The sequence below is a fragment of the Aquibaculum arenosum genome (assembly GCF_029222965.1).
Lineage (GTDB): Bacteria > Pseudomonadota > Alphaproteobacteria > Kiloniellales > DSM-21159 > Aquibaculum > Aquibaculum arenosum.
On sequence record NZ_JARHUD010000001.1, the window covers coordinates 537,221 to 550,224 of the forward strand.

Below are 13,004 nucleotides of genomic sequence, written 5' to 3' on the forward strand. Positions count from 1 at the left end.
AGCTGGCGGTTATCGCTCTCCGCGGCGATAGGGGCGGGTGAGGGCGGCCGGCAGAGCTGCCCGCCGTCCGAAGAACAGGAGCAGCAGCATAACCGCGGCGAAGGGCAGCATCTGCACCAGGTCCGTAGGCACCCGCAGGCCCGCCACCTGCAGCGCCGTCGTGAGCGAGAGGCACAGCCCGAAGAGCAGCGCGCCCAGCAGGACCCAGAGCGGTCGCCCGCGGCCCAGCATGGCCAGGACGATGGCGATGAAGCCGGCGCCGCTTGTCATGAAGGGGACGAAGAGCCCAGCGCCGACCGTGGCGAGATAGGCCCCACCCAGGCCTGCCATGGCACCGGTGAAGAGCACGGCCAGGCTGCGGGTGGCGATGACGCTGATGCCGGCGGCGTCCAGGGCCGCCGGTCGGTCCCCGGCTGCCTGGAGGTTCAGGCCGAGCAGGCTGCTGCGGTAGAGCCAGGCGAGCAGCGGCACGGCAAGAATGGCCAGATAGACCAGCGGATGACGGTCGAACAGCGCCGTTCCAAGCACGGGAATTTCGGACAGCAGTGGGAGCGGGAGCGTGTCGACCCGGGGCAGGCGCGGATAGCTCTGACTGAACTGCACGTGATGCAGCAGCGCGGTCAGGCCCTCGGCACTCAGGGTGAGGGCAATGCCGACCACGATCTGGTTGAGGCCAAGCCAGACGCACAGCAACATCATGGGAAGTGCCAGCGCCAGACCGCCCAGCATGCCGCAGAGAAATCCAAGCCAGAGCGAGCCGCTGGACCAGGCGCCGAGGAAGCCGCAGTAGGCGCCCAGCAGCATCATGCCCTCGAGACCGATATTCAGCACGCCCGCCTTTTCCGACATCTGCTCCCCCAGCCCGGCGAGGAGCAGCGGCAGGCCGGCGGCGAGGCTGCCGGCCAGTAGGGCGGTAAGGAAGGGGGTAGTGAGCAGGCTCTCCATATCGGCTTTACCCGCGCTTTCGCATCAGCGGCCGCGCCGACAGCCACTCGGTGAGCGCCAGGAAGACCAGGATCAGGGCGACGAGCACCAGCAGAAAGTAGTTGGGCAGGTCCGCGCGTCGTGCCGCCGTTTCACCGCCGATGGAGAGCACGGCGAAGACGAAGACGAAGAAGATGACCGCACCGCCGTGGAAGCGGGCCAGGAAGACCAGTGGGATCACCAGCATGCCATAGGCAGGATTCCAGTCGGCGCGCACCGTGCCCCAGACCCCGAGTATCTCGACCGCACCGGCCAACCCAGCCAAGCCGGCGCTCAGACCAAAGGCGAGGAAGGTCAGGCCGGTCACGGGCAGGCCGACATGGCGCGCGGTCAGCGGATTGGCGCCGAGGATGCGTAACCGCAGGCCCAGGGCCGTGCGGGTCATCGCCCAGTGCACCAGCAGCAGCGCCAGCAGCGCGATCACCAGCCCCAAATGAACGGTGCTTCCCAGGAGGCGCGGCAGGCGGTCGGCGGTGGCGAGCGTCAGGGTCTGTGGCGAAGTGGTAGCGGGGTCGTTGAAGGGCAACTTGATCAAAAGATTGGCCAGGCTGATTCCAAGGAAGGTCATCATCAGCGTGGTGATGATCTCGTTGACGCCGTAGCGCGCTTTCAGGAAGGCCGGCAGCGCCGCCCAGAGTGCCGCCACGGCGAAGGCCGCGAGCATGGCAAGGGGCAGCGCCAACCAGGGCGGCAGCGTAGCAGCCAAACCGGGGGCAAGGGCGGCGGTGATCACCGCCGCCAGCAGGAACTGGCCGTCCACACCCAGGTTCCACAGTCCGGCCCGGAAGGCGACGATCAGGCCAGCGGCCAGCAGCAACAGCGGCGCGCTGCGGGTCAGGCTCTCCTGCAGGCCCAGGCGGCTCAACAGGCCGCGTTCGATGATCGTGGCGTAGAAGCTCACCGGGTCGCGCTCCAGCAGCAGAAGCAGCAGCGCGCCGCAGGCCAGGGCGAGCAGCAACGGCAACAATGCCTGGAGCAGGCGCCCCACGATTTGCGGAATGTCGGTCACGCTGTTCCGCCCACCACTAAACGTCCGACGGTCTGGCGCGCGTCAGGGCCATTGTTGACGATCCCTACGATGCGCCCCTCCGCCATGACGGCCACCCGGTGGCTGAGCGCCAGGATCTCGTCGAGGTCGGGCGAGATTAAAAGGGCGGCCACGCCGCTTGCGGCTTGGCGGCGGATGGCTTCCTGCGCGAGCTGCTGGGTTTGGAAGTCAAGCCCGTAGGTCGGCTTGTTGTAGATCACCACGCGCGGCTGCCCCTCCAGCTCGCGGGCCAACAGCAGTTTCTGCACGTTGCCACCCGAAAGTGAGCCCAGGGGCGTGTGCGGTCCCGGTGCCCGGATGTTGTGCGCAGAGATGGTCTGCTGCGCATAGGCCTCGATCTCGCGCGGTTGCTCGACTCCCTGGCGCCAGAAGGGCGCATCGCCGACGCGTTTGAGCAGCAGATTGAGGCTGATGGGAAAGGCGGGCAGGGAGCCTTCGCCCAGCCGGTCATCGGTCAGGTAGCGCAAACCACGCTTCATGCGCTGAGGTACGCTTTTGGCCTGGACGGCTTCGCCTCCCAGTTCGATCCGTCCGGCCAGAGTCGTTCTCTGACCTGCCAGCGCTTCGGCGAGTTGGCGCTGGCCGTTGCCGTCGATCCCGGCCACGCCAAGGATTTCCCCGGCCGAAAGGCTGAAGTCTATGCCGTCGAGCTGCGGCTCCTGTTCGCCGCACGCCGCCCTCAATCCCTGAACCCGCAGCACGGGGGCCTTTTCCTGAAAGGACGGTGGGGGTGCTGGCGCTGCCGTGGCGGTGCTCGGTGCATCGAACATGAGAGAGATGATCTCGGACTGTGCCTGCTCAGCCCCGCGACGATGAAGGTCTGCGGCTGATCGGCTGGCCACAAGGCGGCCGGCGCGCAGGATGGAAACGCGGTCTCCGAAGGCCAGTGCCTCGGGCAACTTGTGAGTGACGAAGAGGATGGCCATGCCCTTCGCAGCCAGGCGGGTGAGGCTGCGTTGCAGGTCGGACACCGCAGCAGACGTGAGCATGGCGCTGGCCTCGTCGAGGATCAGTAGGCGCCTGCCTTCCCAGAGCGCCTTCACGATCTCGACCATCTGGCGCTCGCCCAGCGATAGGCTCGACAGCAGCGCGTCAGCCGGCAGCCGCACGCCCAAGTCGTTGCAGAGCGCCGTGAAACGCCGGCGCGTGGCGCTCTGCCGGCGGCCCTGCCACCAGCGCCGCCCGAGCATCAGGTTTTCCAGGACCGTCAAGCTCGGGACCAGGGCGCTGTGTTGATAGACCGTGCCGATGCCAGCCTGCAGGGCCGCGCGCGGCGAGGAGAAGCGCACGGCCTGACCGTCGATGAGCAGGCGGCCTGCGTCCGGTTGCTGCATGCCGGACAGCAGCGCGATCAGTGTCGACTTGCCCGCGCCGTTTTCACCCAGCAGGGCATGGATCTCGCCAGCGTGAAGATCGAGCGTAATGGCGTCGTTGGCCAGCACGCCGGGATAGCGCTTCGTGACCTGCTCAAAGCGGATAAGGGGCGGTGCCTTGCCCTGGTGTTGCGCGCTCAAGGTGGATGTCCGGCCCGTTTCTCGTGTTCTTTGCGGCCGCGCTCTCAGTCCGAAACGGCGGTCATCAGGGCACGCACGGCCTCGGCCTCGAACTTCGGTTCCACGGTGATCTCGCCGGCGACGATCTGCTCACGCACCTCCATCACCCTCTCCCAGACCTCTGCGGGAATGTGTTCGCTCTGCAGCAGGTAGAGCGATTCGTCTTCCAGGCGGATGCTATAGCCGCGGGTGCCGAAAGTGCCCTTGCCGAGGTCCTCGATCATGGCCCGATAAACTGGCTCCAGGTTCCAGACCACCGAGGAGAGCAGGTGTCCGCCGTCGATGCTGCTCTTGTCTCCGATCACGTCGATGAACCAGATCTTGCCCCCATCCGGCGCGTCGTTGGTCTCCACCGCCTGCAGGATGCCGAAGGTTGAGCCGTTGCCCTGGCCGAATATCACGTCGGCGCCGGCGGCGATCACTGCATCGGTGACGCGGCGCGCGCCGGCGGCGTCGGCATAGGCGGCCGGACCGATCACGGAATAGCGCAATTCGATGTCCGGATCGCTGGCGCGCGCGCCCTGGGCGAAGGCGGCCGACTGGCTGTTCCAGGATGGCGGTTCGCCCGAGACCACGATGCCGAGCGTGGCGCTGCGCGACATCTGCGTGGCCAAGACGCCGGCCAGATAAGCGCCTTCATGCCCGCTCAACGTATAGTCGGCCACCAGACCCGGCTGCATCAGGTCGGGGCGGTCGACGATGGCGACCGGCACGCCCGTCTCCTCTGCGATCTCCGGCGCCGTCGTGTTGTAGCCACTGGCGTGGGCGATCAGCAGGTCGGCGCCTTCGGCGGCCAGTTCGCGCAAGGTGGGACGCACGTCGCCGTAGCCCAAACCGCTGGCCAGCGTCACATCGATCGAAAGCGCCTCGCCTACCGCTCGCGCCGCCTTGGCGGCTTGCTGATTCCAGCCGAAATCGTTGGGCTGCTCCGGCGTCAGCACCGCGATGTGGTTGACCTCGGAGTCTTGGGCGAAGGCGGGGGCGATTGCCAGGCCGGCGAGAAACAGGGCACCAGTGAGGGCACCAGTTAATGCGGGCAACGGCAAACCGAGTTTCATCTTGCGTATCTCCTTGTCCTGCCTGGGGCCGGCTTGGCAGGTGGCAGGTGGCAGGTGGCAGGTGGCAGGTGGCAGGGCGGCGGGCTCCAAATGTGCGGCGCCAGAATGGACAGAGGCGCCGGCACCTGACGGCATTGCCGGCTGGCTCCGAGAATGGTCCCGAGCGTAGGGCGCTATGCAGCAATGCCCAAGGGCCAATTCCGTTTGTTGATGGGGTTATATGGCGCTATGCGCGCGCAAGGCGCCTGTGCTCGGCCACTGGCTTCATCCGCTTTCAGGGACTGCGCGTTCACCCTTTCGAGTTTGCCCCTATTCTGCTTGTCGGCTAGGATTGGCAGAGCCAACACGCAAAACGATAATAGATGCCAGCTAGAGGTCATAAGCCGGTTGGCCAAAGCCGAATGACAGAAGGGAGTGCTTTATGAAAATCCGTACAATGGGGCGCTTGACGCCCGTTCTTGCCGCCTCGGCGATGCTGGTGACAGCCACCGGTGCGACGGCGCAGGAATACGAGATGACGATCTCCACCATTGTTCCGGAGAATCTCACCAATAACGAGATCTGGCCTGGCTTGGTTCACTTTAAGAGCCTGGTGGAGTCGCGGACCGATGGCGATATTGCCGTCACGCTCTTCGGAAACTCGCAGCTCGGGTCGGAAGTCGAGACCGGCAGCCAGGTACAGGCGGGCGGTGCGGCGCTGCAGTCGACCGTGATGTCTTCCGGCGCGATGTCGTCCTTCTACGAGAAATACCAGGCGGTCACGACGCCGTTCCTCTTCGAAAACTGGCGCCAGGCCTGGACCTTCTTCGACAGTGAATGGTTCGCCGACTTCATGCGCGGCACGATTGAGGAAGCGGACATGCGCTACCTCGGCACCTTCGATGACGGCGGCGGCTTCGTGGCCTTCACCACCCGCGGCAAGATGATCGAGACGGTGGACGATCTCGAGGGCATGAACATCCGCGTGGAGGAGAATCCCTCCCACGTGGCGACAATGCGCGCACTGGGCGCCTCGGCAACGCCGCTGCCCTGGGGTGAGGTGGTCACCGCGCTCGAGACCGGGCTGGCCGATGGGCAGTTCAACGCGCCAGTGGTCAACACCTCCTTCAACCTCTACGAGGTCAGCGACTACACCACCATGACCGGCCATGTTTACAACAGCCAGTCCTGGATGGTGAGCGAGACCTGGTACCAGTCACTGCCGGACGACTATCAGCGCATCATCGTGCAGTCGGCGCGTGAGGCAATCCAGCTGGCGCATGGTGCCTCGGGTGCCCTGGCAACGGCGGCTTGGCAGGAGTCCTGCGAGAAGTTCGACGACTGCTACATCATGCCGGCGGACGAGCGTCAGCGCATGGCGGAAATGGCGCGCCCGGCCTGGAAAGAGTGGATCGTCAATGACTTCGGCATGGATGAAGCCCTGGTCGATGAGCTCTGGGCCGAGGTCGATCGCGTCGGCGAGGAGCTGAACGACACAGACTTCCAGACTTACGGCCAGTAACGGCCGAGAGATCCGGCGGGCGGTATTCTTGCTGCCCGCCGGCCTTTCTCCGCCTCATCGAGCCTCTCTTCAAGGCTGAGCCTGGATCGAGTGAGATGCCGCTTCTAGCTGCAGTCCGGCGTGCCAGCGATATCGTCAACACGCTGGCCATTTGGTTGTGCGTCGCCTGTGTTCTGGGGATGCTTAGCATCTCCTTCATGGGTTTCCTGTACATGGTGGTCACCGGCCGCGCCTTGACCTGGACCTATTCGCTGGCTCGGGTCCTGTTGCCGTGGATTGGTCTCATCTCGGGCACGATCGCGCTGCGATACGGAGAGCACGTGGCCATGACGTTGCTCGCGCAGATGCTGCCGCGTCCCTTGGTGAAAGGCTTGCAGGTGCTCTGCCTCGTCTCGATTGCCATCTTCGGCTTCATGCTGATCTGGTACGGTTGGCCCTTCTTCACAGGTGCGCGCCAGACTTACATGGTGTCCGACCTGATCCGGATCCCTCAGTACTTCACGGCGATTGCGGTCCCGCTCAGCGGTGCGATCATTCTGTTGCACCTCTCCCATGGTTTTGCCTTGCTCGGACATGACGTCTCGGCGCAGGAGGCGGTCAGCGAGGCTATCGGCGAAAAGCCTTCCAAGCAGGTGACGTGATGGGTTTGGCGATACTTGTCTTCGTTGGTCTGTTGCTGATCGGTACACCGATTGCGGTGATCATGGCCTTGTCCGGCGTGGCGGGCAGCTACGCCATCGGCGGCGAACGGATGATGAGCATCCTCGCCGACCGCATGTTCGCCGGCGTGTCCTCCTACATGCTGATCGCCATTCCCTATTTCATCTTCACAGCTGAGTTGATGAATCAGGGTGGGCTGACCCAAAAGCTCATCACTTTCAACAACGCGCTGTTCGGCCGCATCAGGGGCGCCCTCAGCCACGTCAACATCACGGTGTCGGTCTTCTTCGCCGGTCTCACTGGAGCGGCGATCACCGACACCGTGGCCCTGGGCAAGGTCCTGATCCCCTCCATGAAGGAGCAGGGATACGACGCCGAGTATGCCGCTGCGGTGACGGCCTGCTCTTCCATCATCGGCCCGATCATTCCGCCAAGTGTGGTGATGGTGGTCTATGCGACCATGCTGCGCGATGTCTCCGTCATCGACCTCTTCGCGGGCGGCATCCTGCCCGGGCTGGTCATGGCGGGAGCTCTGCTGGTCATCAGTTTCTATCTTTCCTGGCGGCGCAGCTACCCGAAACAGGCCGCCACATCCTTGCGCGCCGGGCTGGTTTCCTTTGTGGCGGCTTTGCCGGCACTCTTCGTCCCAGTGATCATTCTTGGCGGCATCCTTTCCGGTATGACGACCATCACGGAAGCCTCTGGTTTCGCCGCCGTCTACACGCTGCTGATAGGCTTCTTGGTCTATCGCAATCTCAGCTGGCGCAAAGTCTGGGACGCTTTGATCGTGACGGTGCGTTTCTCCGGCGTGGTCTTCCTGCTGCTAGCGGCCTCGGCGGTTCTGGGCTGGTTCGTCACCCGCTCGGGCATCGCACACGAAGCGGCGCAAATGATTGTTACCGTGACCGACAATTCCTTCCTGCAGCTCATGCTGGTCGCCATTTTTCTGCTGCTCATCGGCACGGCGATCGACGTGCTGCCGGCGCTGGTGGTGGTGGCGCCGCTGCTGGTCCCGGCCATGGTGACCTTGGGGTTCGATCCGCTGCACTTTGCGATCTTCATGATCGTGACCCTGAACATCGCGAACATCACGCCGCCGGTGGGGATGACATTGATGGCGGCAGCGCAGATCGCGCGCATTCCTTACGAACGCGCGATCGTGGCGTCGCTGCCCTTCTACCTGTCTTTCATCGCCGTGATCGTGCTGCTGGCCCTGTTCCCGGGCCTGTCCACCTGGATCCCGAGCCTGCTCGGCTGAGTGGGCTCAGGCCCGCTCGGCCAGGGGCAGGTTCATCAGCAGGTTTTGCGGCTTGAGACGAAGCCGGCCCTCCGGTGTCATGCACAACCCCATGTAGACCGGGCGGCCGGCCACGCTGGCCGCCATCACGCTGGGATCGCGGAATTCGAGCCGGAACAGGGAGAGGAGGCGCCTCAGGCGGTCTTCTTCGACATCCTGGCCGTTGTAGAGGTCGTTCAGCAGCTGTGAGGCTTCGCTGTCCAGACCCAGATGCCAGACCCAACGCTCGTCGCTGATCTTTTGCACCGGCTGGATCGAGACATCGATGGCCAAGAAATGTGCCACCCAAGCCTCCAGCACGCGGCAGAGCGCGTCGAGGCCGGGCGAGGAGAAATTGAGATTGAGCACGAGATCGTGGCGGCTGTCCCGCTCCCAATAGACCGCAGCGTTCTCGGCCTGCATCACCTCCAGATCGACGGAACGCAGCGGCGTTTGCGCCTCAGCTACCAGGCGGCCCAATGAGCCAAAACCGCCGGTGGTCGCGTACATCTCCACTGTCTCAGCGTCGGCCAGCATGATGGCGTCGCCCTCGATGGTGACCATCTGTTCCCTGAAGAAGAGCTCACCGGCCCGGGCCCGGAAGGGATCCTCGACGCCGTCGAGAACGTGGCGCAAGATTACATGCGTCAATTGATCCAGGAAGAGCGGTGGGACGGGCATGTCACCCGCCTTCACGTCCGGCGGCGAGAGGAAATAGTAAAGATAGGCTTCTTCCAAGCTAGCGGCCGCCATCAGGCGATCACGAAAGGCGAGCCAGATCTGCCAATTATCGCGCCCGTCGGGGTCAGCCAGACGGGCGAGTCTCGCTTGGCCAACCCGCTCGCGCGGGTTCTTGAGCAGGGTGGCGTGCAGCGCCCGTTCCTCGTCGCAGGCCTCCTCCGGGGGTTGCATCTCGGGGCGCCGCAGGTAGGCGCGCAGGAAGTCGTCCGCAGGCACCAGATGGTCGGCTTCGCTCCGTGTGGTGAAGTGATAGCCACTGTCGCGCCAGAAATCAGGCATTCCGGTCTCCTTTGCTCAGAGCTATGCCAAGCTCCGCCAGCAGCGTCCAGGGCTGAGCCAGCCGCATCATAGATCGGATCACCGCTGTTTGCTCTCCCACTCCGGGTGGATCCAGACCGGCGCGTCGGAAGGCGGAAGCGGATTGCGGCCGCGGATACGGTCGGCCAGCTTCTCGGCCAGCATGATGGTGGGCGCATTCAGGTTGCCGCTGACGATGTCCGGCATGATCGAGGCGTCCACCACTCGCAGGCCTTCCATGCCGTGCACCCGGCCGTCGCCGTCGACCACCGCCATGGCGTCGCTTTCCGGGCCCATGCGGCAGGTACAGGAGGGGTGGTAGGCACTTTCCCCGTGCTGGCGCACGAAGGCATCGATGTCTGCGTCGGTTTTCACTTCCGGGCCGGGCGCCAGTTCCGGACCGCGGTAGGGATCGAAGGCTTTCTGGGCGAAGATCTCGCGCGTCAGGTGGATGGCGTCGCGCATCTCCTGCCGGTCATTCTCGGTGCCCATGTAGTTGAACAGGATCTCCGGTGCCTGGCGCGGGTCGGTCGAGCGAATGCGCACGTGACCGCGCGCGGTGGGGCGCATGGGGCCCACATGCGCCTGGAATCCGTGGCCCTTCACCGGGTTGCTGCCGTCGTAGTTCATGGCGATGGGCAGGAAGTGGTACTGCAGGTTCGGATGCTCGATGCCGGCGCGGCTGCGGATGAAGCCGCCGGCCTCGAACTGGCTGCTGGCGCCGGGGCCGGACTTGAACAGCATCCACTGCAGCCCAACCCAGGGCTTGTTCCACCACTGAGTCGCAGAGTAGAGGCTGATCGGCTGGGTGCAGGCGTGCTGCACGTAGACCTCGAGGTGATCCTGAAGGTTCTCGCCGACACCCGGTAGGTCTTGCACCACCTCGATGCCAAGCTCGCGCAGACGATCGGCCGGGCCGATGCCGGAGAGCTGCAGCAACTGCGGCGAGTTGATCGCACCGCTGCTGACGATCACCTCCCGCTTGGCGCGCAGGGTTTCGCGCTCCTTGCCGCGCGCGATCTCGACACCCACGGCTCGCTGCCCCTCGAACATGACGTTCAGGGTGAGGACGCCACTTTCCACCGTGACGTTCGGACGCTCCATGGCTGGATAGAGATAGGCCATGGCCGCGGACCAGCGCCGGCCCTTGTGCGTGGTCATGTCCATGCGGCCGACGCCTTCCTGACGATGGCCGTTCATATCCTCGGTCACGGCGTAGCCGGCCTGGCGGCCCGCTTCCACCCAGGCCTTGAACAGGGGATTGTCCATCTTGCCGGCGGAGACCTGCAAGGGACCCTCGCCGCCGCGGTAGTCGTCCGGCCCCAGTTCATGGCTCTGCGCGCGCTTGAAGTAGGGCAGGCAGTCCGCATAGCTCCAGCCGGGCAAGCCGTGCTGGCCCCAACGATCGTAGTCGCGGGCGTGGCCGCGGACGTAGGCCATGCCATTGATCGAGGAGGAGCCACCGAGCACGCGCCCGCGCGGGCAGTAGAGCGAGCGGCCGTCCATGAAAGGCTCGGGCTCGCTGTTGTAGTACCAATTGAACTTGTCGTTCGCGAGAGGGTAGGCAAGTGCGGCGGGCATGTGGATGAAGATCGAGCGGTCCTTGGGCCCGGCCTCCAGTACCAGCACACTCACATCGGGATCTTCCGACAGGCGATTGGCGAGCACGCACCCGGCCGAGCCGGCGCCAACAATAATGTAATCGTAGTCCTTGGCGCTCATCAGTAGGGGCACTCCACCTCACCCAGTTCCACATAGACCGACTTGAGCTGGCTGTAGTGCTCGATGGCGGCCTTGCCGTTCTCGCGGCCGATGCCGGAAAGCTTCACGCCGCCGAAGGGCATCTCGATCGGGGTGATGTTGTAGTTGTTGATCCAGCAGGTCCCGGCTTGCAGGTGGGCGACCGTCCGGTGGGCACGGGCGAGGTCGCGGGTAAAAACCCCGGCGGCCAGACCATAGGGCGTGGCGTTGGCGCGCTCGATGACCTCCTCTTCCTCGTCGAAGGCTAGCACTGACATGACCGGACCGAAGATTTCCTCCCGCACAACGCTCATATCGTCCCGGCAGTTGGCAAAGACTGTGGGTTCAACGAAGGCACCCTGTCCCAGCGCACCTTCCGTCACCCGTTTGCCGCCGATCACTGCATCCGCGCCTTCCGCCTTGCCGCGCTCGATGTAGCCCAGAACCTTCTGCAGATGCTCCTCGCCGATCAGGGCGCCGACCTGCGTTGCGGGATCGAGGGGATCGCCGATGACCATGCGACGGGTGCGCTCCACCAAGCGCTCGAGGAAGCTGTCGAGCAGTTTGCGCTGTACGAAGACCCGGGTACCGTTGGAGCAGACTTCGCCGGCGGAATAGAAATTGCCGAGCATGGCGCCGCTGATCGCCCGATCGACCTCGGCGTCATCGAAGACGATGAGCGGCGACTTGCCGCCGAGTTCCAGTGTCACGTGCTTCAGGCTGGCGGCGGCATCGGTCATCACTTTGATGCCGGTGCCCACTTCGCCGGTCAGCGAGACCTTCGCAATACCGGGGTGGCGTGTGAGCAGCTGGCCGGTCTCGGCAAAGCCCTGCACCACGTTGAAGACACCTGGCGGCATGCCGGCTTCGGCGAAGACCTCTGCCAGTTTCACTGCGGTGAGCGGGGTCAGTTCCGCCGGCTTGAAGATCATGGCGTTGCCGCAGGCCAGCGCCGGCGCTGCCTTCCAGCAGGCGATCTGCATGGGATAGTTCCAGGCCCCGATGCCGGCGCAGATGCCCAGCGGTTCGCGCCGGGTGTAGGCAAAGGCGCTGCCCAGGTCGATGTGCTCGCCGGTGAGGCTAGCGGCCAGGCCGCCGAAATACTCCAGGCAGTCAGCGCCAGAGTGGATGTCGATGGCTTCCGTTTCCTGGATCGGCTTGCCGGTGTCCAGGGTTTCCAGCCGTGCCAGTTCGTCGTTGCGGGCCCGCAGCAGTTGGGCCGCGCGGGTCAGGATCCGACCACGTTCCGCACCGGTCATCGCCGACCAGACCGCAAAGCCGCGGCGGGCGGCCGCTACGGCCGCTTCGACCTCGGCCCCTCCGGCGATGCGCACTTGCGCCAAGATTTCGCCGGTCGCGGGGTTTAGGGTTTCGAAACAGTCGGTCGTGGCGGGACGGTAGGCGCCGTCGATCCAGGCTTCGAGAATGCCGGTGTCAGTCATGCTCTTGGTCTCTCTTCGATGTCAGGCGGCGGGGCAGGGCAGTCGCTCGCGCCGCAATAGGGTGTCGACGAACTCTATGCAGAGCCGCTGTGACTGCTCCGCCTGCGGCGTGTCCCGGGAGAGGGCGGCCCGCAACCAGAGGCCGTCGATCATGGCCGCCAGGGCGATGGCCTGGCGCTCCGCTTCCTCGCCGGGCAGAAGCGAGCGCAGGGCATAGCGCAGGTTCGACAGCAGTCGCTGCTCGTAGACATGCTGCACGCGCTTGAGGCCCGGCGAATGGGTGAGCTGGCCCCAGAAAGCCAGCCAGACACGGGCGATGCGCGGCTCGAACTGCTCCGGTGCCAGCAGGCCGGAAATGACGGCTTCCAGGCGTGCCCGTGGCGTCCGCGCATGGCGCAACTTGGTAACGATGCTGGCGCTGAGATCGCTGGCAAGGCTGCGTAGGGTGGCCTCCAGCAGGCCGTTCTTGTCGCGGAAGTAGTGTGCCACCAAGCCCGAGGAGACGCCCGCCCGGCGGCTGATGGACTGCAGCGTGGTCGCGGCAAAGCCGACGTCATGAATGGACTCGATCGTGGCAGCGATCAACTGCCGGCGACGAAGCTCCTCCACTCCCACCTTGGGCATCGTGACCTCGGCTCCCGGATTCCGACGACTGAAGCCAGACACTAGGATATTCTTTATTGATTGTTCAATCAAAAACCCTT

Annotated in this window: 11 protein-coding genes; 3 read left to right on the forward strand and 8 right to left on the reverse strand. The window is 64.9% G+C overall.

Features of this window, described 5'->3' with window-relative positions; translation table 11 throughout:
• Positions 1-9: 9 nt before the first annotated feature.
• Genes P2G67_RS02465 through P2G67_RS02480 form a run of 4 tightly spaced genes read right to left on the reverse strand, consistent with a single transcriptional unit; the run spans position 10 to position 4,643 of the window.
• On the reverse strand, positions 10-945 hold the full coding sequence (locus tag P2G67_RS02465) for a putative B6 ABC transporter permease subunit 1 (protein ID WP_275819678.1): 936 nt from the start codon (positions 943-945) through the stop codon (positions 10-12).
• Between the two features lie 7 nt (positions 946-952).
• On the reverse strand, positions 953-1,993 hold the full coding sequence (locus P2G67_RS02470; RefSeq protein WP_275819680.1) for a putative B6 ABC transporter permease subunit 2: 1,041 nt from the start codon (positions 1,991-1,993) through the stop codon (positions 953-955).
• Positions 1,990-3,546 carry a putative B6 ABC transporter ATP-binding protein gene (locus P2G67_RS02475; protein WP_275819682.1) on the reverse strand — a complete coding sequence of 519 codons (1,557 nt, stop codon included), beginning with the start codon at positions 3,544-3,546 and terminating at the stop codon, positions 1,990-1,992. Before P2G67_RS02475 ends, P2G67_RS02470 begins: the two co-directional genes overlap by 4 nt.
• A gap of 44 nt (positions 3,547-3,590) precedes the next feature.
• Entirely contained in the window at positions 3,591-4,643 is a 1,053-nt protein-coding gene (locus tag P2G67_RS02480) for a putative B6 ABC transporter substrate-binding protein (RefSeq protein WP_275819684.1), read from the reverse strand.
• Positions 4,644-5,064: 421 nt separating this feature from the next.
• Here P2G67_RS02480 and dctP point away from each other — a divergent pair, with 421 nt between their 5' ends.
• The 3 genes from dctP to P2G67_RS02495 all read left to right on the forward strand — a co-directional run bounded on the left by dctP (position 5,065) and on the right by P2G67_RS02495 (position 8,062).
• Complete coding sequence (gene dctP, locus P2G67_RS02485) at positions 5,065-6,144, forward strand: TRAP transporter substrate-binding protein DctP (RefSeq protein ID WP_275819686.1); 1,080 nt, start codon at positions 5,065-5,067, stop codon at positions 6,142-6,144.
• Positions 6,145-6,239: 95 nt separating this feature from the next.
• Complete coding sequence (locus tag P2G67_RS02490; protein WP_275819688.1) at positions 6,240-6,785, forward strand: TRAP transporter small permease; 546 nt, start codon at positions 6,240-6,242, stop codon at positions 6,783-6,785.
• Positions 6,785-8,062 (forward strand): TRAP transporter large permease, encoded by a 1,278-nt coding sequence (locus tag P2G67_RS02495; RefSeq protein ID WP_275819690.1) that lies wholly within the window; start codon positions 6,785-6,787, stop codon positions 8,060-8,062. Before P2G67_RS02490 ends, P2G67_RS02495 begins: the two co-directional genes overlap by 1 nt.
• Positions 8,063-8,068: 6 nt before the next feature.
• On the opposite strand, the gene P2G67_RS02500 is transcribed toward P2G67_RS02495, so the two are convergent.
• From P2G67_RS02500 to betI, 4 genes are all read right to left on the reverse strand, one after another.
• On the reverse strand, positions 8,069-9,100 hold the full coding sequence (locus tag P2G67_RS02500) for a DUF6352 family protein (protein ID WP_275819692.1): 1,032 nt from the start codon (positions 9,098-9,100) through the stop codon (positions 8,069-8,071).
• Positions 9,101-9,178: 78 nt separating this feature from the next.
• Positions 9,179-10,840 (reverse strand): choline dehydrogenase, encoded by a 1,662-nt coding sequence (gene betA, locus P2G67_RS02505; RefSeq protein WP_275819694.1) that lies wholly within the window; start codon positions 10,838-10,840, stop codon positions 9,179-9,181.
• Entirely contained in the window at positions 10,840-12,300 is a 1,461-nt protein-coding gene (betB, locus tag P2G67_RS02510; RefSeq protein ID WP_275819696.1) for a betaine-aldehyde dehydrogenase, read from the reverse strand. The genes betA and betB overlap by 1 nt, the downstream gene beginning before the upstream one ends.
• Positions 12,301-12,321: 21 nt before the next feature.
• Complete coding sequence (betI, locus tag P2G67_RS02515) at positions 12,322-12,924, reverse strand: transcriptional regulator BetI (RefSeq protein ID WP_275819698.1); 603 nt, start codon at positions 12,922-12,924, stop codon at positions 12,322-12,324.
• Between the last annotated feature and the right edge of the window lie 80 nt (positions 12,925-13,004).